This window comes from Burkholderia sp. KL41 (assembly GCF_057005415.2).
In genome coordinates this window covers 557,257-580,579 of record NZ_CM189268.1, presented here as the reverse complement: position 1 = coordinate 580,579, position 23,323 = coordinate 557,257, and the positions used below count along the sequence as shown (strand labels likewise).

Below are 23,323 nucleotides of genomic sequence, written 5' to 3'. Positions count from 1 at the left end.
CTTGGCGGATCTGGTTCGATCTACGCCGATAAAACGCAGCAAAATCAAGGCTCCCTGATATCCCCACGCGACCTCGATCGGCCGGCAGCACGTTTCCGGCCGGCGCCCATCGCGGTCGATCGTGATCCCGTGCCGCGCGTGTCGCCGCGCGGCGCTTGCACGGCGAGACCGGGTGAATTCTGCCCCAGACATTTCGATGTGCTCGATCTGCGCGTGCGTATTGCAGGTGTCGTCGCCCGCGAGAACGTGATCCGCTCAGGACCTGCTGTATGAGGGCGATATCTGATCCAGGATGTCGTTGAACGCCCCTTCCGATACCGAGACGAAGGGCTCGAAATGCAGATCGTCTGCGCGTCCAAACGCTCAATAACGGGTTCGTTTCTTATAAATTCTTCTGAAACCAGTTCATATTTGATTACGGCCGAAAACCCGGCGACGGCGGAGCCGTATCCGGTGCGGGTGCATGACGCAGCCCGAGCACGTCGAGATACGTGCCAAGCGAGCGTTGTGCAGATTCGGCAACCAGTCGCGTGATGTCGCCGTATTCGCCACTCACGCATGCTTTGTCGAGCGCGTCATAGTAGGCAAGCCGATCCTCTTTGCGGATGATCGCGGGCGGATAGCCCGCCTTCATCAACTCGAAGTTGAGCAGCCGCCGCCCCGTCCGCCCGTTGCCATCGATGAACGGACGGATCTTCACGAATCGCGTGTGCAGTTCCGCCGCCCGCTCGACCGGATGCATGTCTCCGGCCGCCTCATACCAGTCGATCAGCGCGGCCATTTCAGCAGGCAGATGCATGAAATCCGGCGGGGTTGTACTCGCACCCGCGATCACCACGTTTTCGCGGCGATACCGGCCCGCTTCCTCAGCATCGATGCCCTTCAACACGAGACTGTGGATGTTGCGAATCTGCCATTCCGACAGTGCCTCCGCTTTCGCCACGATGTCCTCGACATAGCGATCGCGTCACGATGGTTTGTCGCCTCGAAGTGCTCGCGAAGGGATTTTCCGCCGACCGTGATGCCCTCGAGCACCACCTTGGTTTCTCGCAGCGTCAGCGTGTTGCCCTCGATCGCGTTCGAGTGATACGTTCACTCGAGCAACAACTTTTCGCGCAGCGAGGCGACGGTGTGCTGTGGCAGCGGACGCGCGGCGTCGAGTGTCGCCTTGTCGGCGTCGATCGTGTTCAGCAGCGCGGAAGTTTGATTCGGCATTTGCTTCTCAAGGCGAGGTTCACTATTCGTCAGCATATATCCCAATGGGGACAATCCTCAGGGAGACACATCGATGATCACACCTCGAAGGCCCACTTCCTCGCAGCGCCCACCGCCATTGCACGACATGGCCGATTTTCGGTGGATCCTCGGGCAGCGTTAGAATAGCGCCCCTTCTCATGGGAGACGAAAATGTCCTGGTTCGTTTACGAAGTACCCGAATACCACGAAGACGCTGCGCGCATCGAGCCCTTCAGCGACCTGCGCAACCGTGTGTTGAAAGTCGGTGACCCGGCCATGGCTGAAGAACTGGAAAGCGTTCGCGAGAACGCCGCGGCGACCGCAGACACGCCCGAGCGCCCCCTGCGGACTCCGGAAAATCCGCACGTCTTTCCGATTCCTTACGCCGAATCCATGATCCTGGTCGGGTTCATCTTCGATCTGAAACGCGAATTCCGGCAACTGGTCGTGTCACCCGTGGAGATGCCCTGGCTGAAAGACGCGTAAGAGGCGGTCGGAACGGAAGCGCGACCTCGCGCTCGCGTGCGCGCTACCCGTTGACGTTTGGTCAGGCCCGGCACTCACTCGCGGAAGAAACCGGTGGCGGCGTCGGGCATCGACGCAGGAGCGAACGTCGGCGGCAACGCGAAGGCGCGACAGGCGCAAGGTGCCCGTGATCGGCGGTTCTCTACAACAACGACAACTGAGCCGGCATGCTAGTGCGACCTGCCTGATCGCTTTCGTTTACCGCCAAGTCCTGCCGGTCCATGGACTGAGCATCTCCGTCGTCCTGTCGATATTTCCGCGCCCAATCGACGCCAAGCACATCAGATGAGAACACAACGCCGGGCGCAATCTGAACAAGCTGGCTCATCTGCGGATTCTCCTAAGCAGTCTGAACGTCGAAGTGTGCGGCTGCATAACGTGCACTGCAGTTCCACACCTCGACGCCGTCACGGGTAAAGGTAGCCCATCCGTCCTTGACGATCACCTCTGCACCGGGAAAGACGTCACCATATCCATTTGCCGTGGCAGCGAAAACCGTTCGCTCGCGACACGTCGCCCAGTATTTCCCGTTTTCCAGGGTTAGCGGCTTTGTGCTCAATCGTCGACTCGACTCATTGTTTGATCAAAAAACGATCGCGGCTCTTTGCTCCCGCAATCCATTGAGGCGCCCTGTCAGGGGCATGAGCAAGGTAAGCGCAATTCCCTATCATAAGCCGTGACGTCATGACATCTCTCGTTATCGGCCCGGTATTGACCCTACCCTTTCCCGTCGCTTGTATTCACGGTCGCTAACCGGCCGTAGCCACCGGAACCGGGAGCGAATCGCCCATCAATTCCGCAGGTGCCTGCTTCGCGCCCGGCCCTCGGCTTTCGACCGGCACGCTAGATCCGCCGGACATACCGCTCTGAAACGACCGAGCGTTGCTGGATCCATGCGACGGCAAGCTCCAGCGCTTCATCGCGTGCCTCCTGGGCGTTGGCGAAATCGCCATCGACGCCGAGCGTGCGTGTCTCGCCGGCCCGGTCGGTGACAATGGCCGCTGCCGCGTAGCGGCTGTTTCCGGTGACGGTTACCACCGGCCGGACCTCGCAGCCGTGATACTCCATGACGTTGTCCGTTTGCATATGACACCTCCTGCAGCGTGTTGCACCCAAAGCGGGCCCGGCGATGCGAGATCTTGGCGTGCTTGCCCTAGCCAATATCGATCGTGCGACTGGCGGACTGCACCGGTTCCGATTTCGGCACGGTCAACGTGAGTACACCGTTATCAAACTTTGCCAGGGTGTGGTCGGGATCAGCGTTTTCCGGCATCGGGATCGTGCGCATGAAGCTTCCATGGGCGCGCTCCAGCCGGTAGCAGCCGTTTTCCTCGCTGCGCACATCCTGCTTTTTCTCTCCACGCAGCACGATTGCTCCATCCTCGACGCTCAACTTCAGATCTTCGCGCTCCATTCCGGGCAGTTCGGCGGTCACGCGCAGCACCTGCCCCTCATCGACGACGTCGATGCGCGGCTGGAAGCGCGACGAGCTGAAGTCGCCAAACCAGCGTTCGAGCGCGCCACCGCCTGCAAACGGGTCGTGAAAGAACGCCTCCATTGCACGCCACGGGTCGCGTGAGAACAATCGCGGGATGTCAGGCCACGAAGCCCGCCACTGTTCGCCTGTCGGCGTGCTTTCCGCGCCTTCCGCATCGGATTTGCGGGCAGTTCCGCGAAGGAACTTGAAGGGGTTCCACTTTTTCAAATCGGTATTCATGGCGTCCTCCGATTCAGCTTCAATCTGATTTCACCGCGTACTCGACCGCATCGCGCCGCGCTTCGGTCGCGCTTGTCCAGCGTTCGCTGAAACGCGGCGGATGCCGGTCGGCCTACACCTCATCGTTCCGTTCGATTCGGACTATCCGGACGATAGCGATGTAGCCATCCAGTGCGGACAGGCGGATCACGATCCGTCGCACGGGAATGGCGCGGAGATCGATCACGTGTCCTTTCCAGGACTCCTGCGTAACATCAGACACCCGCCCCCCTGCACCTGGTCCGCGCAGGCGGCAGCGCGATCGCTGCCGCCCTGGTTGCCGGCCTGCCGTTGCCGAAGGATCAGCCGGTCCTGACTTCAACACGCCGTGGGCGCGCCTCGTCGCGGCGCGGGATTGTCAGCTTCAGCACCCCGTCCTGGAGGCTCGCCTCGATCCTTGACGTATCGAAGTCCGGTGACAGCGTGAACGTCCGGGCGAAGTGCGGTTCGCGGACCTCCGCATGCTGCAGCCGCAGATTTGCCGGCGTCGGCACCGCCGCCTCGGCCTCGATCGAGAGGCTGTTGTCGTGAACCTTGACGTCCAGCTTGTCCCTCGTCACGCCGGGCAGATCCGCCCATAGCGTGACGACCTGGCTGTCCTCGTATATGTCGACAGCCGGGACGAGCGTGATCCGGCGCCTGGGTTGTTCGGTGCCGCGACGTGCGACGGTGGACGGGCCGCGTTCGGCCAGTTGGGTCGTGTCATTCATGATCGGCTCCTCGGATTACCGGATAGTGATGGCGCGCGGCCTGGACGATTCGCGCCTGCCGACACTGATCGACAGGCAGCCATTTTCGTAGCGCGCCTGGACCTTGTCGGGATCGGCGGTGTCGGGCAGCTCGATGACGCGCCTGAAGGCACCGGCAAAGCGCTCCTGCGCATACGTACGCGTCTCGCTTCCGGTGTCGGGCTGTGTCGATTTGCGTTCGCCGCTGATGGTCAGCAAGCCCTTGTCGATCGATACGTCGAGTTCGGTGGCGTTGATGCCCGGGGCGAAGGCGACGATCTCGATCGACTCGTCGGTCGCACCGATATTGATCTGAGGAAACGCGCCAAGCCGGCCAGCGCGGATGCTGGACGGGAAGCCGCCGAAGCGTTGCGCCATCTGCTGCTGCAGGCGGTCGAACTCGCTGAAGAGGTCGGTTCCGAAGTAAAGATCGCTCATGATCGTATCCTCCTTGAATGCAGCCGGGAGGCGAACGGGCCTACGCGCTCCAGTTCGCCTGCCAGACTGTCGGCAAACAAATCGAAACACGCAGCGCGCGGGATCCGGAGGCCCGCGCGTCTGCCTGAGCGAAACCTAAGATAGGCACTCTGCGAAAAATTTCAAGGTGCGTCGGCAGATTTTTGCACTTGAAATTCCGGTGCTGGAACCTATCATCGCAGCGGCTTGGAACTGCATGCGGAGGACGCCATGGAATTCGACACGGACTGGCTTACGCTGGGCAGGCATCGTATCCGGCTGCGCTCGACGAAGGGCTTTCCGACCGAGACGATGCGCACTGTGACCGAGGTCGTCAGGCTCGCGATCGACAACAACATGAGCGCGCGGGCGCGACTCGTCGAGGTCGTCTGCCGGCACGAACAGACCTACGACGTGCTGGTCGGCACGACGATGGCGGAGGACAAGGTTTGTGCGCCGCAACTTGAAGCCGCGGTTGCGGTTGTGCTGGGCCTGTTGCCCGACCAGATCAACATCACGGTCACCCCGGTCACGCAAAAGGAGGTCGATCTGCACTTTGGCGTGTACGAGCGGATGCTGTCGGAGAAGCTGAGTGCGGCTCCGCCGCCCCGCTGATCGATCGGTCCCGCGCTCCGCCGTGCGTCAGCAGGGTCGTGACCGACATTCGGCTCGGCCAGACGCTAGGCGGGCAGCACCGGGCACTTGCTGCTGTTGCCGTATCTGAACCAGCGGGTCGCGGTGAAAGGACGCATTACCTGCCCGGATTCCGGACTCCGGTTTGCACCGACGTGTGATCCACGGGCATCGTTTCGACCGACACGGGACGACGAAGCGCGCCATCTCGATGCGATCACCGCAGATCAGCGTGTATCGGGAGACCGGCGACGCCGGTCTCGCATGCACACGCCGCGGCATCTCCAGGCCAACACTTCGCAAGCGGCTGCTCCGCTGCCGGAAAGCGGGATTCGAAAGCCGTCACATTCAACCGGCGTTGCGCTCGATCAGGAACCGGTCGCGACGGCCGCCTTTGATCCAGGCCGGCTCGCGCCCGCGCCCGCTCCAGGTCGCGCCGGTCTTCGGGTCGCGATAGCGCGGCGCCGATGCGTTCTTTCGCGGCGTCGCTTTCGCCGCGCCGCCGTGGCGGCCGAATATCTGCCCGGCGGTCAGCCCATATTCGGCGACCCGGGTGCGAATCTCCTGTATGACGGCCTCGAGTTCGGCGAGCCGGGCTTCCTCGACGCGCTTCATCAATTCATCGGCTTGCGCCTTCAATTCGCGATAACCGGGCATGCAATTCCTCCACATTCTCTTGGTGTAAAAAAACGAACGGCCGCGACGGTGCAATCTCGTGAATAGGCGCGACCGGAACATCCATTCGGGAAAACCGGAAAACGAATCACGCGCGGCCCGGCGCGTTTTCGGCGCGAAATTCACAAACCAGTTCGCCGCCGGCCGCGAGTTCATCGATCTGATCCAGCGTCAACGCGTCGATCGATGCGGCAATGGCATCCGAGATACCCAATTGCCGCTTGCCCTGTTCGTAATCGATCCGCAATATGCGCTGCGCGAGCACGAGATACGCCCGGTTGAATTCCGCAATTGCATCGAAGATATCGCCCTGTCCGGTCATGACTGCTCCTGAGCCGACGGCGGTCGTCGCATGCCGCACGCGCGGCGCCGCGACCGGCCGTCCAGTAATGGATGCCTGAATCTATGTCAGGCAATCGACGTCATGCCGACAATTCCTAGATGGCATCCGACATATTCGAAATCGGCAATTGCAATTCACCATTCGCCATTCATCCCTGTCGGATTCGGCCTAGATTCGGTCGCCACTCGAAACGGGAACGCCCATACGATTGTCGAACGGCGCGGGTCCGGCCGCGCGAACGATATGGCACCGGCGAGCGACGACTGCATGCGCGCATCGCCACCTTCCCCCGGCATTGTTGATGCCTGATCCTGAACGGATGGAATTCGAAAATCATGTTGAAAGTGACGAAAGCCGTATTTCCGGTTGCCGGTCTCGGTACGCGATTTCTGCCGGCGACCAAAGCCAGTCCGAAAGAAATGCTGCCGGTCGTGGACAAGCCGCTGATCCAGTATGCGGTCGAGGAAGCGATCGACGCGGGCATCACCGAAATGATTTTCGTGACCGGGCGCAGCAAGCGCGCGATCGAAGACCACTTCGACAAGTCCTACGAGATCGAGGCCGAGCTCGAAGCGCGCGGCAAGGAAAAGCTGCTGTCGCTGGTGCGCGGCATCAAGCCGAGCCACGTCGACTGCTTCTACGTGCGCCAGGCCGAAGCGCTGGGGCTCGGTCATGCCGTGCTGTGCGCGGAGAAGCTGGTCGGCGACCAGCCGTTCGCGGTGATCCTCGCCGACGACCTGCTCGACGGCCCGACGCCCGTGCTGCGCCAGATGATCGACGTGTTCGATCACTATCACGCGTCGGTGATCGGCGTGGAGGAAATCGCGCCCGACGCATCGAGGTCGTACGGCGTGATCGAAGGCAAGCGCTGGGAGGACAACCTGTTCAAGCTGTCCGGCATCGTCGAGAAGCCGGAGCCGGCCAAGGCGCCGTCGAATTTCGGCGTGGTGGGCCGTTACGTGCTGAAGCCGAAGGTGTTCGAGCATCTGCGCGCACTGCGGCCCGGTGCCGGCGGCGAATTGCAGCTGACGGACGCGATCCAGTCGCTGCTGTCGGACGAGCAGGTGCTCGCCCATCGCTACGACGGCACCCGTTTCGATTGCGGCAGCAAGCTCGGGTATCTGAAGGCGACGGTCGAGTTCGCGCTGCGGCACCCTGAAGTGGCCGCGGATTTCGAAAGCTACCTGGCCACGCGCATGTCGGCGCTACTGGTCGCCTGACCGGGCGGGCATCGATCACGAACCCGGTCATGTGGACCGCCGTCAGCGATCTCGGCGACGCGGCGATGACGCTGCCGCTGGCCGTCGTGTGCATCGCCTGGCTCACGCGCTCGACGGCCGGACGGCGTCACGCGGCATCGTGGGCGCTGATGCTCGCGGCCGGCATGGCGCTCGTCGGCGCGACCAAGATGCTGTACGCCGGCTGCGGAATCCAGATCCGCCCGATACATTTCCGCGTGATCAGCGGGCACACGATGCTCGCATCGGCAGTCTGGCCGATGGTGTGCGTGCTGGCGCTGAGCGATGGCGTGCATCCGCGGGCGAGCACGTCGCGATCGCTGCCGCTCGGGGTCGGTCTCGCGCTCGGCGCGCTGATCGGCGTCGCGCGCGTGTTCGACGACGCGCACACGCCGTCGGAAGTCGTCGCCGGCTGGCTCGTCGGCTCGGCGGTCGCGCTGGCGTTCGTGTGGCGGCACGGCACGCCGCGCGTCGACGCACGCTACCGCGCGCTCGTCGCCGGCTCGCTGCTGGCCGTGTCGGCCGCCGCCTATGGGCGCCACGCGCCGATTCAGGCGGCGATCGAGCTGTATTCGCCGTTCCTGTGCGGGCGGTTCGCGTTTCAGCCCTGAAAGCTGCGCCCGGACGGCGCCGTGCGAACGCCCGTCGCCCGCCTCCGGCACATGCCCCGCTCGGCCGACCCCGCCGGGAACGGACAGAATGCCGCCCGGATCGGACATCCCGGCACGCCTGGCCATCGCGTCGTCTATCCTCGGTCGCCGAAGCGCTTCGTCCCGGACGACGGACGCACATTCCGCGTGCGACGCGGCACGCAAGCCTGCCCTCTCCGGCAGGCATCTTGCCGCGCGTTGCACGACATCTCGCCGCGCGGCGCCGGCACGACCGGTACGCAGCGGCTCCGGAGCCTCCGATCGGGCACACGCATGTCGACCTTGCTCTTTTCAGCCAGCGTACTGTTCTTCTCGCTCAACGCGTTCAGCGTGCGGGCGACCTTCGCCGCGTATGTGCTGCTCTGCGCACTCGCCTTCCTGCGCGCGCCGACGCTGATGAACCGGCAGCGCCACCTGTTTCCCGTTTGCACGTACTGGCTGATCAGCACCTGCCTCGCGTTCATCCTGTCCGCGTTCGGCGATTTCTACGTGAACTTCTTCATCAAGTTCGTGCTGATCCAGACGTACATCGCGCTGAGCTACTGGATGTTCGCCGGCGGCGTGCTCACGCGGGCATCGCTCGACACCGCGTGCAAGACGCTGATCTACGTGCACGCCGCGTTCTTCACGTTCCAGCTCGTCTTCTACCTCGGAACCGGCACCTTCATCGACTTCGACAGCTATGTGCGCGAAGCCGACTCCGAAGCGCTCTATGCGACCAAGGCGCTGTCCGACAGCCTGATTTCGATCCGCGCGCTGGGCCTGTATTCCGAACCGTCGTTCTATGCGATGACGGTCGTCCCGAGCGCGGTGATCCTGCTGTTGTCGAAGCGGCGCATCACGCTCGCGCCCGTCGTCGGGTTCGCCACCGCGCTGCTCAGCTTCTCCGTCGCGTCGATGGCCGTCTGTGCGGCGCTGTGCGGGCTGCACGTGCTCACCGGGCGCGGGCGGCTGCGGACCCGGATCGCCGTCGTCGTCGTCGCGCTCGCATGCGTGCCCTGGCTCTACAGCGTGTACGACCAGCGGGTGAACCAGTCGGTCGACTACGATGCGGTCGGCAGCCGGACGCTCGTGCTGACCGAGCTGACCGAGCGCGACGTCGTCGCGGGCGTGTTCGGCGGGGGCCTGTTCTGGGACGAGCGCAACAACGTCGGGAAAACGCATCTGCGCGGTTACCAGGTGCGGGACAGCTCGTTCTACGTCTACCTCGTGTTCGCCGCGGGCATCGCCGGTTCCGTCGTGTTCCTCGGTACGCTCGTCATGCTGTTTCGCCGCAAGGGCCGGCGCAAGTATCTGCTCTATCTGCTGCCGATCCTGCTGTTCAAGTATCACGTGCTCTATGGCATGCTCTGGCTCACCATCCTGCTGTTCGTCGTGCTGGCCGACCAGGACGCGCCGTATCGGCGCATGGTTGCCCGTCCCGTCCCGCAAGCGCCCGGCGGCAAGCCGCTCGCGCACCTGACATGAACTCACTTCGACCTGCATCGACGTTCCACGCGCTGAAACGGTCGCTGATCGCCGCGCTGTGCGTGGGCTGCATGGCAACGGCGGCGCACGCGCAAGCCGTGCCCGCGCCGCCCGGCGCGGTGATCGCGCACAGCCGGGCCGCCACGCGCGTGTATCTCGGCTCGCCGTCGCTGGCCGTGCTGCCGAACGGCGACTACGTCGCGAGCTTCGACACGTTCGGCGCCGCGTCGGCGCAGAACCGGGTGTCCGTGTTCACGTCGCACGACAAGGGCACGACCTGGTCGAAGCTCGGCGACGTGCCGGATCAGTACTGGTCGTCGCTGTTCGTGCTGAACGGTGCGCTGTACCTGATGGGCACCAACCGCTCGATGGGCACGCCGACGATTCGCCGCTCCGACGACGGCGGCGAAACCTGGACCACGCCGGTCGACGCGTCCACCGGGCTGCTGCCGTATGCGGGGCGCTACATCACCGGGCCGGTGCCGGTCCTCGTCGATCGCGGACGCGTGTGGCGCGCGTATGAAAGCGTCGAGGACGGCGACCTGCGCGCGCTGGTCCTGTCCGCGCCGGTCGATCGCGACCTGCTCGACGCGCGCAACTGGCGCGTGTCCGCGCACCTGCCGTCGGACAAGCGCTGGCTCGACGGCAAGTTCCAGTCATGGGAAGAAGGCAACGTGGTCGGCCGGCAAGGCGCCGCGCCCGCCGTCATGCTGCGCGTGAACACCGCCAACGGCCCGGAAAAGGCCGCGCTGGTGGCGACGGGCAACGACGGCCGCACGCTGTCGTTCGACCCCGCACGCGATTTCGTCGACCTGCCCGGCGCCGGCAAGAAATTCACGATCCGCTTCGATCCGCAGTCGAAGCAATACTGGACGATCACGAACGCGGTGCCGAAGAGCGCCGGGCGGATGAATCTCGAACGTATGCGCAACACGCTGGTGCTGCTGTCGTCGCCCGATCTGCGGCAGTGGACCGCGCGGCGCGTCGTGTTGCAGCATGCCGACACGAAACGGCACGGTTTCCAGTACGTCGACTGGCAATTCGACGGCAGCGACCTCGTCGCGGTGCTGCGTGTCGCGTTCGACGACCAGGAAGGCGGCGCGGCAAGCCAGCACGACTCGAATTTCATCACGTTCCTGCGCGTGCGCCGGTTCCGCCAGGACGCGGCATCCGGTGCGCTGACGCAAAGCCTGCAATAGCGCACGCCGGTGTGCCGGCACGCCTCCCGCGCGTCACCCGACGCCGCGGGAGCCGCCCGTTCGCTATTTCTTGAACACGCCGACGACGTCGCCGCCGTCGACCACCAGCAACGCGCCGATCCGCTGCTGCTGCATCAGCAGCAACGCATCCTCGACCCGCGTGCCGGGCCGCACCGTCGACGGCTCGATCGACATCATGTCGGCGGCCGTGCGCCGCAGTACGCCGTCGCCATGCCGCTCGATCGCACGGCGGATGTCGCCGTCGGTCACGATGCCCCAGCCGGCGTCGCGCCTCACGATCGCGAGCCCGAGCCGCCCGCGCGTCATCGCATCCAGCACGTCGAGCGTCGACATGTCCTCCGTCACGAACGGCAGGTTGCCGCGCGCCATTTCGTCGTCGACCGTCGACAGCAGCCGGCGGCCGAGCGAGCCGCCCGGATGGAAGCGTGCGAAGTGTTCCGGCTGGAAGCCGCGCGCCCGCATCAGCGTGACCGCCAGCGCATCGCCCATCGCGAGCGTCGCCGTCGTCGACGCGGTCGGTGCGAGCTGCAGCGGGCACGCCTCGCGCTCGACGCCGATGTCCAGATGAACCCGCGCGGCGCTCGCGAGCGTCGACGCCGGGTTGCCGGTCAGCGCGATCAGGTCGTTGCCGTTGCCGCGCAGGAACGGGATCAGCTTGATCACTTCGTCCGTTTCGCCGGAATTCGAAATCGCGAGAAACGTGTCGGCCGGCGTCACCATGCCGAGGTCGCCGTGATAAGCCTCGCCCGGATGCATGAAGAAAGCCGGCGTGCCCGTGCTCGACAGCGTCGCGGCGATCTTCCGGCCGACGATGCCGGACTTGCCCATCCCGCACACGACGACGCGGCCGCTCGACGCGAGGACGATCTCGACCGCCTGCTCGAAATTCGCGTCGAGCCGCGCGGCCACGCCGGCCAATGCCCGCGACTCGATCTCGAAGACCTGCCGGGCGGATTCAATATGGTTCTGTCGCATCATGGGTTTGCCGTTTGAGAAGGGAGACGACGCGGGCGACGTCGTCGGGCGTATCGATGCCGGCGGGCGGCGCGTCGGGCCAGCGCATCACGTCGATCGGCATGCCGAGCCACAGTGCGCGCAACTGCTCGAGCTTTTCCAGTTGCTCGAGTTCGCACGGTGCCGCACTCGCCAGCGCCTGCAACGTCGCATTCGCGTAGCCGTACAGGCCGATGTGACGCAGGAACACGCCGCCGATCGAGCCGTTCAAGCCGTTCAAGCCGTTCGCACCTTCCGCCCCCGCCGGCCGCCCGTCGCGGCAGAACGGGATCGCCGCGCGCGAGAAGTACAGCGCGCGGCTGCGGTGATCGACGACGAGCTTGACGATTGCCGGCTCGTCGAGCAGCGCGACTTCCCCGACCGGGCAGGCGACCGTCGCGACACCGAGATCTGGCGCCGCGCCGCAAAACCCGGCGAACGCCTTCAGCAGCGCCGTCGGCACGAGCGGTTCGTCGCCCTGCACGTTGATTACCGCATCGGTGCCGGGCCAGCCAAACACCCGCGCGACTTCCGCCGAACGGTCGGTGCCGGACGCATGACCGGCATCGGTCATCGCGAACCGGATGCCGCGCGCGTCGAGCACGTCGGCAATGCGTGCGTCGTCGATCGCGACGACGATGTCGGTATCGGGCAGCGCGCGGCGCACGCGCGCATGCACGCGGACGATCATCGGCTCGCCGTCCAGATCGACGAGCGGCTTGCCCGGCAGCCGCGCCGAACCGTACCGCGCCGGAATCACGACGCGCACCGTCCGCCCGTTATTGAACGACGTCATGACCGCTCCATTGTTCGAGCAACGGCCGGTACGCATCGTCGAGCGACAGCCCGGCATCCATCAGCAGATGCTCGGCCACTTCGCGCGCGACGCCGCGGCCGCCGGCCGTGCACGCGACATGGTCGACGCGCGCGCGGACGAGCCGATGCGCATCGGCCGGCGCATACGACACGCCGACGCGTTCGATGACCGCGAGATCGTTCACGTCGTCGCCGACATACGCGACCTCGTGATCGTCGACCCGTTGCCGCGCCTTGATGTCCGCATAACCTGCGCCCTTGTCGTCGCAGCCGCTCACGAGCACGTCGACGCCGAGCTGCGCCGCGCGCCACGTCAATGCGCCGCTGTGCTTGCCCGACAGGATGCCGGTGCGGATGCCGTGCGCGCGCAGCAGCGCGACCGCGACGCCGTCGTGCGCGTGAAAGCTCTTCATGAACTCGCCTTCGTGCGTCACGTGCAGCAGGCCGTCGGTCAGCACGCCGTCGACGTCGAACAGCACCAGCCGCACCGGCCCGCGATACGTCGCGCCGCTCACCGGATATCGAGCGGCGGCAGCCGCTTGACCAGGTCGTCCACCGCCTTCACCTGCTGCAGGAACGGGTCGAGCAGCGCGAGCGGCAGCGCGCTCGGGCCGTCGCAGCGCGCGCGGTCGGGGTCGGGATGCGCTTCGAGGAACAGCCCGGCCAGCCCGACCGCCATCCCGGCGCGCGCGAGGTCGAGCACCTGGCGCCGCCGGCCGCCCGACGCGGCGCCGCCCGGATCGCGCATCTGCAGACTGTGCGTGACGTCGAAGATCACCGGGCAGTCGCCCGTCGTGTCGCGCATCTGGCGGAAGCCGAGCATGTCGACGACGAGATTGTCATAACCGAACGACGCGCCGCGCTCGCACAGGATCACGCGGTCGTTGCCGGCTTCGCGGCACTTCGACACGACGTGCTCGATCTGCGTCGGGCTCATGAACTGCGGCTTCTTGATGTTGACCGCGTTGCCGGTCCGCGCGATCGCGACCACGAGGTCGGTCTGTCGCGCGAGGAATGCCGGCACCTGCAGCACGTCGACGACCTTCGACGCCGGCTCGGCCTGCCACGTTTCATGCACGTCGGTGATCACGGGCACGCCGAACCGGCGCTTGACCTCGTCGAAGATCCGCAGCCCCTCGTCGAATCCGACGCCGCGATACGAGTGGATCGACGAGCGGTTGGCCTTGTCGAAGGACGCCTTGAACACCAGCGGAATGCCGAGACGGCGCGTGACCTCGACGAACGTGCCGCAGACGTCGAGCGTGAAATCCAGGCTTTCGAGCACGTTGAGGCCGCCGAACAGGACGAACGGCAGGTCGTTGCCGACGGTGACGTCCGGGTTGAGGGTTACATTCATACAGTTCTCCACGAAATTGGGGCGGTGTCGGGCGCAGCCGGATGCGGGTGTCAGCGCGCCACCCACGCAGCATAGAGCGGCACGAGCTCGCCCAACAAGCGCGCCTCGCCGAAGCGCTGCCGCGCCTCGCGGCTCGCCTGCCGGGCCAGCTCCCGGCGCAGCACGCCGTCGACGGCGAGGCGCTCGAGCCACGCGACCGCGTCGGCCGCCGTCGCGTAGATCACGCCGGTCTGCAGATGGCGCACGACATCCACGTTGCCGGCGCACTCGGACACGACGACGGGCCGCCCCGCCAGCATCGCCTCGATGACCGACACCGGCATGCCTTCCCACGACGACGTCGACAGATACACGTCCGTGCCGGCGAGCCGCCGCGCGACCTCGTCGTGCGGCAGCCATCCGGTCACCTCGACGCCCGCCTCGGCCAGCCGCGCCTTCGATGCGTCGTCGCCGTCGCCGATCCAGACGAAGCGCACGCCGCGCGCGCGCAGGCCGTGCGCGATCTGCGCGAACAGCGCCGGATTCTTTTGCGCGCGAATGCCGCCGACGGTCACCACGCGCAGGAGGCCGTCCGCCGGCCGCCCTTCATCGCCCGCCCGAGCCGACGACGGCGTATCGACTACCGCATTCTCGACCACCACCACCGGCTGGCGCAGCCATGCGCGGATCGCGCGGCCCTCGCTTTCCGAGCACGCGACGTACAGGCATTTCCGCACGCACGCGATCCATTCGAGCCCGACGAATGCCAGCCGCTTCACGCCGGAAATATCGCGACGCATGAACGAGATGCAGTGCGGGCTGTAGAAGAACGCAGCCTTCGGCAGCGCGAACAGCGTCGACAGCCGCCCGAGGAAGCCCGCGAACGACGAGTGCAGATGCACGACGTCCGGGCCGATCTCGTTGAGTGTCGCGCGCAGCCGGCCGACGGTCCGCAGCAGGCCCGTGCCCTTCATCTGGACGTGGCGCAGCGACACCCGCGTGTCGAACATCGCGGCAATGGCGGGCGGCGTGTCCGGCCGCACCGAGTAGACGACATGCACGTCGTGGCCGTCGCGCGCCAGGCGATTCGCGATCAGGCACACCATCGACAACGTGCCCGTGGCGCTGGATTCGACCATGTGGACGATCTTCATCGGAATCCGTTCCATGAGGGATGAGCCGTCGCGCACCGACGGCGAATGACGTCGTCACGCATCCGGACGACGTCCCGCGGCCGCATCGATGAACGCGAGCACGCCCGACCGCTCGATCACGCGCCCCCATTCGAGCGACTGCATCGCCGCCGGGTCGGGACGGGTCGCGCGGATCCGCGACAGCGGAAACAGTTCGTCGAAGATCGCCGCACCGGTGACGTGGCACTGGATGCCGAGTTCGTGCGCGGTGCGCACGTTCGACGGCGCGTCGTTGCAGATGATCTTCTTGCCGAGCGACGCGTATTCGAGCAGCTTCGTCGGCGTCTGGAAACAATGCGGCCGGTGATACGGAAAGAAGCACACCGCGTATTCGCTGTCGCGGACGATCCGCAGCGCGTCCGGCTGCGGCACGCGGCCGACGAAGCGGATGCCCGGCGTATCGACGAACCCGGCGTGGATTTCGGGCTCCGGCTGGCCGACCAGCACGAGCGTGTCCGACTCGTCGCGCCGCGCGTCGCGATAGGCGGCCAGCACCTTGTGAAAACCGCGCTCGCGGCTCATTTCGCCGATATAGCAGAACCTGCCGGACACAATCGGCGCGGCATCGGCGCCGCCCGGCGCGACACGGTCGCTGCCCGCATCGGCCCGATCGAAGATCCAGTCCGGCACGCCCATCGGCAACAGCAGCGCGCGCACGCCGTCGCGAAACGCCATCGCATCGCGCATCTGCTCGTTCTGGAAGATCCGCAAGTCGGGCCGCACGTTCAGCACGCGCTTCACGCCGTCCTTGACGGCCGCGAGCCGGCCGACCGACAGCGACCGGTAGTCGTGAATCACGAACCGCGCGGGCGGCAGCGCGCGATAGAAACCCATGATGCACCACAGGATGCAGACGCCCCGACCGGGAAAACGCGCGTACGCATCGAGATCGCCGTCGAACACCTCGAACCCGTGCGTGCCCAGGCGGCTGCGGTAAGCGGCGATCTCGGGGTAGTTCGCCTTGCCGGGATGCAGAATGAACACTTTCATGTCGGTTCCTGTTCGTTGTCGAGAATGCGCGCCGGAACGCCGACGGCCACGCAGCGGTCGGGCACGTCACGCAACACCACCGCGCCCGCGCCGATCCGCACGCCGTCGCCGACCCGCACCGCGCCGAGCACGACGCTGTGCACGCCGAACTCCACGTGGTCGCCGATCGTCGGCACGCCGCCGAGCGTGCCGTCCTTCCGGATCGTGTTGCCGATCGTCACGCCGTGCCGCAGCGTGCAGTAGTCGCCGATCACCGCGTAGCCGTTGATCACGAGGCCGGTGCCGTGATAGAGCGCGAGCCCCTTGCCGATCTTCGTCTTCACCGGAATCTCGATGCCCATCAGCCAGTCGCACAGCACGATGTAGAGCAGGATCAGCGGCGCGCCGGCCAGCAGCGTGAACCGGCTCCGGCACGCGAGGTAATGCACGACGCGGTAGAAGACCACCACGCTGCGCGTCTTCACGAACGCATTGCGGCGGCAGTCTTCGGCGATCGCCTCGGCGGTCTTTCGCAACGTGACGCCCATGTCAGTGCCGCGTCGCGAACACGCGCCGGGCCGCATCGGCGGGAATGCGCGCGGCGCCGAAGTAGTCGATACCGTCGACCAGGAACGAATGGATGTACTTCAGCAGCCGCTCGCGATCGAACTCCTTGTAGAAGCAGCGGCCGAGCGACACCACGCGCTTGCCGTACAGCATCGCCTCGAGCCCGACCGTCGAATTGATCGTGACGACCGCATACGCGTGCCGCAGCAGGTCGGTGGTCGGCGACGTGACGATTTCGAAGTGATACGTCTCCTGCAGGCGCACGATCGCTTCGATCTCGGCCGGATCGGTCTCGGCGGGATGCAGCTTCACGAACAGGTCGGCGCTCTCGTTCGCCGCGAACTCGAACGCATGGCGGATCGCCTCGAGGTTGTCGACGTCCGAGTGCAGCTTGATCTGCGTGTCGCCGGACACCTGCAGCGGCAGGAACACATAGCGGTTCGCGGCCAGCGTGTCGGCCGGCATGTACGTGGCCTGGCGCGGCGCCGGCATCCCGTTGCGCGCCCGCACGCTCGCCAGGCGCCGGCGGCCGACGCCGCGGCTGAGCACCTTCAGCACGTAGTTGGCCGCCGACATGGCCTTGCGCGCGAACGACGTCCGCGCCTGCGGCAGCGGCATCTGCTTGTAGCGCTCGTAGGCCGACAGCCAGCGCGCATGCGTGTGCTCGTCAGGCAGCGGCAGCCGATCGATGGCCTCGGGGTTGCGGCTGATCGTCGACAGCGCATTGACGCCCAGCGAATCGACGAACAGCTTGCCCGGCAGGTTCGAGATCTCGATGAAGCGGGTCGCGACACCGTACACCGTGCATGCCTGCCGCACCGCGCGGCACACCAGTTGCTGCCCGTTCCACATCACGCACTGCTCGACCCGCAGGCCGCGCAGCACCTCCGATGCGATATGGAAGATCGCCGCCGACTCGCGCTTCGCGCGCGCCTCGGTCATCTGCCCGTTCAGCACCTCGATCGACAGCTGGTACGGCGTGCGGTCGGCCGCCTGCCCGTCGGGCACGTCAATCGGCATCAGCCGGTTCAGGTACACCGAGCGGTAGCCGCCCAGCAGCAGGCCGAGATGCGCGACCGGCTCGCTCGTCAGGAACGCGAACTCGTATTCGTGCCGCACCGCGTTCACGAGCCGGGTCGCGAAGGTGTAACGCTCGAGGGAATCGATGACGATCAGGATCATGGTGTGCTCGTTCGTCGTTGCGGAAATCTCACGCCAGCGCGCGGGATCGGGACAGGTTCGTGTCGAGGACCCGGTACGTGAGCGCGATGCCGGCCGCCATCAGCGCCGCGCCGGTCAGCGAAAAAACCTGCACGCTCGCCGGGGCCGACAGGTTCATCAGCCGTGAGACGCCCAGCGCACCGGCCAGGCACACGCCGCAGGTCAGCTGAAACAGGAAATCGATGCGCTGCGCGCGCGTCGCGAGGAAGATCTGCGACAGCGGCACGTAGATCAGCTGCAGCGCGAACAACGGCATCAGGCTGTGATAGAACCCCACCGAGCCGCGCCAGCTTGCGCCGAAGAACTGGTTCACGAGCGGCGCGAACAGCAGCAGCCCGCCGGCCATGTACACGACCGCGAGCGCCGCGAGCGCGCGGGCGTAGGTCCGGTACACGCGCGGCACCGTCGTGCCCGCGTCCGGACGCGCCATCGCTCCGATCGCGTCGCGGCGGAACACGCCGCCGACGCTCTGTGCGATCAGCGACACCGGAAAGAAACCGAGCCGGTACGCGGCCGCGAAGTAGCCGGCGCTCTGCGCATCGAACCAGTGCGGAATCGCGATCGACAGCGCGTAGGTCAGCACCGACGCGCACAGCGTCGACGGCAGGATATACAGCGCGAAACGGCGGTTCCTGACGAAGAAAGCGCGCGACAGCCTGAACGCGTACCCGGCGCGATAGCCTGAATACAGGATCGTCGCGACCATCACGATCGACACCGCCGCGGTCACCCACGCGTACAGCGCGAACACGTCGACGCGTCCGCACGTGGAACAGGCGAGCGACAGCACGAGGCCCGCGAGGAACAGGCCGTTGACCACCACGCGCGACAGCGCGATCCAGCCGTAGCGCCGGAGGCTGTTCAGGTAGGACCCGGCGGCCAGCTGCACGAACGTGGCCAGCGCATAGACGGCGACGAGACGAAGATCCCCGCGCCCGGCGACGGCGATCACGAAACCGAACACCGCGGTCACGACCAGGCTCAGCGCCGTCACGTTGACGAACGCGTTGAACGACTCGCCCGGCGCGTCGTCGACGCACGCGAGTTCGTAACGGAACGCGAGCAGCGTGCCGACGAAGGTCGCGAGCGCGAGCAGATAGTTGAAATGGCCGAGCGATTCGGGCCCGAAGCGCCGTCCGATCACGAAGATGCAGGCGAACAGCGCGATCTGGCCGACCACGACGCCGGCGAGCGACACGATCGAATCCCGTGGATTGATCATCTCGCCTCCGTGCGCGGTGCGCGGCCGGATACGCGGGTCGGGCCGCCGGCGGCGTGGTGCGCGTCACGCATCCTGCGCCCCGTATTCGTACGCGACGTAGCGGTAACCGCCGTACTTCGACCCGTACCCGTACTGCCCGAGCCGCGGGTTGACGCCGTTGAAGATGACGCCGCTCAGGCGGACGCCGTTCTGCGCGAAGCGCTTCGCGGATTCGGCGATCTCGCCGAGCTTCGTCCTGCCCGCCATCGTGACGAGCAGCGCGGTGCCGGCGACCGCGCCGAGAATGCCGGTATCGGGCACGGCGAGCACCGGCGCCGAGTCGATCACGACGATGTCGTAGCGCGACGACAGCTCGTCGACCAGCGCCGCGAGATTGCGGTTCAGCAGCAGCTCCGCGGGATTCTTCGGCATCGTCCCGGTCGAGATGAAGTCGAGACCGTCGACCACCTCGCGATGAATCACGTCCTCCACGCGCGCGCTGCCGGCGATCAGCTCCGTGAAGCCGCGCCCGCGCGGAAAGCCGAGATAGTCGTGCAGCCGGCCCTTGCGGATGTCGCCGTCGATCAGCAGCACGCGCTTGCCGGCGCTCGCCATCACGACCGCGAGGTTCGACGACAGGAAGGTCTTGCCGACGCCCGGCGCGGGGCCGGCGATCAGCACGATGTTGTTCTTCGCCTCGAGCATCGCGAACTGCAACGCGGTGCGCAGGCTGCGCAGGCACTCGACGGCCGGCTCGTTCGGGAAGTCGATCGACAGGATCGACTTGTGGCCGCTCTTGCGCGCGGCCTCCTCGGCCAGGTCGCGCTGATGGTCGCTGATCGGCACCGTCGCGTACACCGCGAGGCCGAGGCGGCGCTCGATCTCGTTGTGATCGGAGATGCCATGGAACAGCATCGAGCGGGCGATCGCGGTGCCGCAGCCGGCGAGCAAACCGAGCAGCAGCGATGCCAGCGCGACGAGCGCCTTCTTCGGCCGCACCGCCACTTCCGGCACCGCCGCGGTGTCGACGAGGCGCACGTTGCCGGTCTTGCCGGCCTGCACGAGCTGCAATTGCTGCATGTTGTTCAGCAACGCCGTGTAGAGGTCGGTGTTGACCCTCACGTCGAGCATCAGCCGCACGGTATCCTGCTGCAGGTCCGGCAGGCGCCTGATCTGTTGCTCGGCCGTATTCCGGTAACCGTTCAGCGCGGCGATCTGCTCGTCGATCACCGCGACGCTCGGATGCCGCTCGGTGAAGCGCGACATCAGTTCCTGGCGCTTCTGCTGCAACTCGAGCAGGCGTGTCTTCGCGTCAGCGGTCTGGGCCAGCGCGAGCTTCGCCTCCTCGGTGAGGTCGACCGTGCCGTGCTCGTTGCGCAGCTTCGTCAGGCGCGCTTCGGAATCGGTCAGCTGCTGCTTGAGCTGCGGCAGTTGCCCGCTGAGAAACTCGAGCGACTGCGCGGCTTCCGCCGACTTCCGTTCGATGTTCTGCCGCACGTACTGGCGGCCGATCTCGTTCATCGTGTCGCTGACCCATTTCGGATCGGTGTCCTGCAGGCTGGCGACGACGACGTCCGATTGCTTCACGCGCTCCTGCACGTTGAGGCGGTCGCGGATGTCCTCGATCGTCTTCAGACGCGAGTTGCGCACCAGCACGAACGCGGCGCCGGGCTTCGCGGCGATCGACGCGACCAGCAGCGTGACCGGGCCGCGCGGCGAGCTGAAATGCTCGAGCGTGCCGACCGTGCCCTCGACCGGCGCATTGAAATCGCCGCCGTCGAGCCGATAGCGCTTGCCGCCGAGGCTCGTCAGCGTGAACGCATCGCCTTCGTTCTTGCGCGGCACGTCGAAGCGGGCCACGTCGATCCGTTCGCGGCCCCAAGCGTAGCCGCCGAAGCCGGCCAGGCCGGGGTCGGACAGGCCGTCGGCATGGCGTGAGATCCAGTCGCCGATCAACGGAAAACGCTTCGGCCCGGCGTCGATGAACAGGTTGAGCTTGTCGACCGCGCGCTCGACGACGAGGCGCGACGCGAGGATCTGCTGCTCGGCGGCGGCCGACGACTTCACGTCGAACAGCGCGGATACGTCGCCGAGCAACGACTTGGCGGCCGACGTGTCCGGGCTGTCCTCGACCTGGACCATGATGTTGGCTTCGAACACGGGCTTGCCGAGCATCGCGTACGCGAGGCCGGCGGCCAGCAGCACGCACGTGATGATCGCGATCAGCCAGCGGCTTTCCAGCAGGATGTCGAGCACCGCGACGAAATCGGTCTCGCTGCCGTCTTCGGCGGCGTGCTGCGGCGGGGCGGAGGGTTGGGTCATGGCAACGATGGGGAGGCGTATGGGGTTCCAGTGGGGCATCGACCTGTGGCCGCGTCAGACGATACGCAGGCGCTTCGACCACTCGGACACGCCGAGCTCGATCAGTCGCGCGCAGCGTTCGAACACGAATCGCGGCTGGCGGTAAGGGTCGTGCACGTCGAAATCCGTGTACTCGCCGAGACGGAACACGCGCCCCCGCACGAACGGGAACTGGTTCTCGAGCGACGTGCGCTGGCGACGGTCCATCACGAGGATCAGGTCGGCATCGGTACACAGCGAGCGGCCGATCTGCTGCGCGCGATGCGTCGACACGTCGAAGCCGCGCATCCGCATGACGTCCTGCGCATACGGCGCGGCCGGCAGGCCGACCAGTGCGTTCAGGCCGGCGGACGCGACGCGACGCCCGGGCATCGCGTGACGCAGCATCGCCTCGGCCATCGGGCTGCGGCAGATGTTGCCCTCGCAGACGATCAGGATCGATTCCATCATTTGGTCGCGATTGCCGCGGTCAGGCCGGCGTTGATGGCCGGCAGCAACAGGCTGAGCACGCGGCTGAAGCGGACGAGCCCGTTGCCGTCGACGTACACGACATCCTTCGGCTTCAGCTGGAACTGGTTCGCCAGCACCATCGCGACCGGCGAGCGCGCATCGAGGTGATAGACCTGCGGCTGCTCGTCCTGCATCCCGCGCACCACGTAGAGCTGCGCCGCATCGGCCGTGTTCGCGTTCAGGCTGCCGGCCTGCGAGATCGCCTCGCTCAGCGTCAGCCGGCCATTGCGCATCGGCAACGCCGTCACGGGCTTGTTGACCTCGCCCATCACGAACACCCCGCTCTCGTCGCGCGGCAGCACACGCACGAGATCGCCGTTGCGCAGCACGATCTTCGACGGGTTGCGCCCCTGCTCGGCCATCTCGGTCAGGTCGATCCGGCGTTCGACGCCGTCGCGCACCAGCACGATGCGGCTCTGGTCGGCGGATGCCGCAAAACCGCCGGCCCGCCCGATCGCGTCGTACAGCGTCATCGGGATGTCGTTCACGGGCTGCGAGCCCGGCGTATGCACCTCGCCCTCGATATACACCTGCTTCGCGCGGAACGACGCGATGCGCACCGTGACCTGCGGATTCCTGAATGTCCTGTCGAGACGCCGCGTGAGCTGCGTCTGAACCTGCTCGGCCGTCAGCCCGGCCACCGGCAGGCGCCCCGCGAACGGAAACTGCAGCGTGCCGTCCTGGTCGACGACGAAACCCGGCGGCGCATCCGCCGCGCGCGGCGCGGCCTGCGCCGGCGCGCCGAGCGCCGCCGCGAGTTCGGGATGATCCCAGACGGTGATCTGCAGCACGTCGCCGCGCCCGATCGTGTACGCATCCGGCGACGCGACGATATCGCGCGCTTCGCCGCGCGTACTGCGTTCGGTGTCGCGCATGCGCCGGATCAGCGACAGGTCGATGTTCGTGACCGGCACCGGCAGCGCGGCGCTCTCGGCCGGTGTCGCACCGCCTTGCAGCGGAATCGACGCCGGCTGCTGCATGCGCATGCCCGGCGCGATGCCGCATGCGCCCAGCAACGCACACAGCGGCAGGATCATCACGAGCGAACCGACGCGCATTGGTCGGTGCGGCGCGATCGCGCGCGCCGACTCCATTTGACGCAACCTCTGCATTACAACCTCGCACTCTTTTAATTTGAAATTGCACCGGTCGCCCCGCGTCGTGTCGCGCGCGAGTACAGCACCCCTGTCGAGACCGGACATGCCTGCCGCCACTGCTCACTGCCGAAC

25 protein-coding genes and 2 pseudogenes are annotated in these 23,323 nt (G+C 66.3%); 7 read left to right on the top strand and 20 right to left on the bottom strand.

Annotated features, from left to right (window positions below):
* Positions 1-415 precede the first annotated feature (415 nt).
* Positions 416-1,215: pseudogene (locus PQB87_RS36625) on the bottom strand (Fic family protein).
* A gap of 192 nt (positions 1,216-1,407) precedes the next feature.
* Here PQB87_RS36625 and PQB87_RS36620 point away from each other — a divergent pair.
* Positions 1,408-1,722, top strand: coding sequence for a hypothetical protein (locus PQB87_RS36620; protein WP_027792681.1), 315 nt, complete (start codon positions 1,408-1,410; stop codon positions 1,720-1,722).
* Positions 1,723-1,903: 181 nt separating this feature from the next.
* Here PQB87_RS36620 and PQB87_RS36615 read toward each other — a convergent pair whose 3' ends face one another.
* The 5 genes from PQB87_RS36615 to PQB87_RS36595 form a co-directional block, all read right to left on the bottom strand.
* Entirely contained in the window at positions 1,904-2,089 is a 186-nt protein-coding gene (locus tag PQB87_RS36615; RefSeq protein ID WP_489245123.1) for a hypothetical protein, read from the bottom strand.
* A 515-nt stretch (positions 2,090-2,604) separates the two neighbouring features.
* On the bottom strand, positions 2,605-2,847 hold the full coding sequence (locus tag PQB87_RS36610) for a hypothetical protein (RefSeq protein WP_059699325.1): 243 nt from the start codon (positions 2,845-2,847) through the stop codon (positions 2,605-2,607).
* Positions 2,848-2,914: 67 nt separating this feature from the next.
* Positions 2,915-3,478 (bottom strand): Hsp20/alpha crystallin family protein, encoded by a 564-nt coding sequence (locus PQB87_RS36605; protein ID WP_060084675.1) that lies wholly within the window; start codon positions 3,476-3,478, stop codon positions 2,915-2,917.
* A gap of 341 nt (positions 3,479-3,819) precedes the next feature.
* Complete coding sequence (locus tag PQB87_RS36600) at positions 3,820-4,227, bottom strand: Hsp20/alpha crystallin family protein (RefSeq protein WP_059688187.1); 408 nt, start codon at positions 4,225-4,227, stop codon at positions 3,820-3,822.
* Between the two features lie 15 nt (positions 4,228-4,242).
* Complete coding sequence (locus tag PQB87_RS36595) at positions 4,243-4,683, bottom strand: Hsp20/alpha crystallin family protein (RefSeq protein WP_153490874.1); 441 nt, start codon at positions 4,681-4,683, stop codon at positions 4,243-4,245.
* Positions 4,684-4,932: 249 nt separating this feature from the next.
* Between PQB87_RS36595 and PQB87_RS36590 the strand changes: the two genes are divergently transcribed.
* Positions 4,933-5,316, top strand: coding sequence for a hypothetical protein (locus PQB87_RS36590; protein ID WP_489245121.1), 384 nt, complete (start codon positions 4,933-4,935; stop codon positions 5,314-5,316).
* Positions 5,317-5,545: 229 nt separating this feature from the next.
* Positions 5,546-5,725, top strand: a pseudogene (locus PQB87_RS36585) (hypothetical protein); the annotation flags it as partial.
* Here the strand turns inward: PQB87_RS36585 and PQB87_RS36580 are convergent.
* On the bottom strand, positions 5,683-5,991 hold the full coding sequence (locus tag PQB87_RS36580) for an H-NS histone family protein (RefSeq protein ID WP_111941207.1): 309 nt from the start codon (positions 5,989-5,991) through the stop codon (positions 5,683-5,685). The pseudogene PQB87_RS36585 and the gene PQB87_RS36580 sit on opposite strands and share 43 nt — an antisense overlap.
* Positions 5,992-6,097: 106 nt before the next feature.
* Positions 6,098-6,370 (bottom strand): flagellar transcriptional regulator FlhD, encoded by a 273-nt coding sequence (locus tag PQB87_RS36575; protein WP_226127175.1) that lies wholly within the window; start codon positions 6,368-6,370, stop codon positions 6,098-6,100.
* 317 nt (positions 6,371-6,687) lie between these two features.
* Here PQB87_RS36575 and galU point away from each other — a divergent pair, with 317 nt between their 5' ends.
* From galU to PQB87_RS36555, 4 genes are all read left to right on the top strand, one after another.
* Complete coding sequence (galU, locus tag PQB87_RS36570; RefSeq protein ID WP_021158092.1) at positions 6,688-7,572, top strand: UTP--glucose-1-phosphate uridylyltransferase GalU; 885 nt, start codon at positions 6,688-6,690, stop codon at positions 7,570-7,572.
* Positions 7,573-7,601: 29 nt separating this feature from the next.
* A complete protein-coding gene (locus PQB87_RS36565; protein ID WP_233345176.1) occupies positions 7,602-8,201 on the top strand; it encodes a phosphatase PAP2 family protein in 600 nt (199 codons plus the stop codon).
* A 312-nt stretch (positions 8,202-8,513) separates the two neighbouring features.
* Positions 8,514-9,707 (top strand): hypothetical protein, encoded by a 1,194-nt coding sequence (locus PQB87_RS36560; RefSeq protein ID WP_060063991.1) that lies wholly within the window; start codon positions 8,514-8,516, stop codon positions 9,705-9,707.
* A 71-nt stretch (positions 9,708-9,778) separates the two neighbouring features.
* Positions 9,779-10,906, top strand: a complete 1,128-nt coding sequence (locus PQB87_RS36555; RefSeq protein ID WP_489245139.1) for a sialidase family protein — start codon at positions 9,779-9,781, stop codon at positions 10,904-10,906.
* A 63-nt stretch (positions 10,907-10,969) separates the two neighbouring features.
* On the opposite strand, the gene PQB87_RS36550 is transcribed toward PQB87_RS36555, so the two are convergent.
* The 12 genes from PQB87_RS36550 to PQB87_RS36495 all read right to left on the bottom strand — a co-directional run bounded on the left by PQB87_RS36550 (position 10,970) and on the right by PQB87_RS36495 (position 23,206).
* Positions 10,970-11,905, bottom strand: a complete 936-nt coding sequence (locus PQB87_RS36550) for a KpsF/GutQ family sugar-phosphate isomerase (protein WP_059485706.1) — start codon at positions 11,903-11,905, stop codon at positions 10,970-10,972.
* Entirely contained in the window at positions 11,883-12,716 is an 834-nt protein-coding gene (gene kdsB / locus PQB87_RS36545) for a 3-deoxy-manno-octulosonate cytidylyltransferase (protein ID WP_489245117.1), read from the bottom strand. Before kdsB ends, PQB87_RS36550 begins: the two co-directional genes overlap by 23 nt.
* Positions 12,700-13,251, bottom strand: coding sequence for a KdsC family phosphatase (locus tag PQB87_RS36540; protein ID WP_021158098.1), 552 nt, complete (start codon positions 13,249-13,251; stop codon positions 12,700-12,702). Before PQB87_RS36540 ends, kdsB begins: the two co-directional genes overlap by 17 nt.
* Positions 13,248-14,093 (bottom strand): 3-deoxy-8-phosphooctulonate synthase, encoded by an 846-nt coding sequence (kdsA, locus tag PQB87_RS36535; protein WP_111941217.1) that lies wholly within the window; start codon positions 14,091-14,093, stop codon positions 13,248-13,250. The genes PQB87_RS36540 and kdsA overlap by 4 nt, the downstream gene beginning before the upstream one ends.
* 50 nt (positions 14,094-14,143) lie before the next feature.
* Positions 14,144-15,226, bottom strand: a complete 1,083-nt coding sequence (locus PQB87_RS36530) for a glycosyltransferase (protein WP_489245115.1) — start codon at positions 15,224-15,226, stop codon at positions 14,144-14,146.
* Positions 15,227-15,280: 54 nt separating this feature from the next.
* Positions 15,281-16,255 (bottom strand): glycosyltransferase, encoded by a 975-nt coding sequence (locus PQB87_RS36525; RefSeq protein ID WP_489245113.1) that lies wholly within the window; start codon positions 16,253-16,255, stop codon positions 15,281-15,283.
* Positions 16,252-16,782, bottom strand: coding sequence for a serine O-acetyltransferase (locus PQB87_RS36520; protein WP_301861652.1), 531 nt, complete (start codon positions 16,780-16,782; stop codon positions 16,252-16,254). Before PQB87_RS36520 ends, PQB87_RS36525 begins: the two co-directional genes overlap by 4 nt.
* A 1-nt stretch (position 16,783) precedes the next feature.
* A complete protein-coding gene (locus PQB87_RS36515; protein ID WP_301861651.1) occupies positions 16,784-17,983 on the bottom strand; it encodes a capsular polysaccharide export protein, LipB/KpsS family in 1,200 nt (399 codons plus the stop codon).
* A gap of 28 nt (positions 17,984-18,011) precedes the next feature.
* Complete coding sequence (locus tag PQB87_RS36510) at positions 18,012-19,244, bottom strand: lipopolysaccharide biosynthesis protein (RefSeq protein WP_489245111.1); 1,233 nt, start codon at positions 19,242-19,244, stop codon at positions 18,012-18,014.
* A gap of 63 nt (positions 19,245-19,307) precedes the next feature.
* Positions 19,308-21,545, bottom strand: a complete 2,238-nt coding sequence (locus PQB87_RS36505) for a polysaccharide biosynthesis tyrosine autokinase (RefSeq protein ID WP_060063883.1) — start codon at positions 21,543-21,545, stop codon at positions 19,308-19,310.
* Positions 21,546-21,599: 54 nt separating this feature from the next.
* Positions 21,600-22,034: a low molecular weight protein-tyrosine-phosphatase gene (locus tag PQB87_RS36500; RefSeq protein WP_042973863.1), complete on the bottom strand. Its 435-nt coding sequence runs from the start codon at positions 22,032-22,034 to the stop codon at positions 21,600-21,602.
* Complete coding sequence (locus PQB87_RS36495; RefSeq protein WP_059813363.1) at positions 22,031-23,206, bottom strand: polysaccharide biosynthesis/export family protein; 1,176 nt, start codon at positions 23,204-23,206, stop codon at positions 22,031-22,033. Before PQB87_RS36495 ends, PQB87_RS36500 begins: the two co-directional genes overlap by 4 nt.
* Between the last annotated feature and the right edge of the window lie 117 nt (positions 23,207-23,323).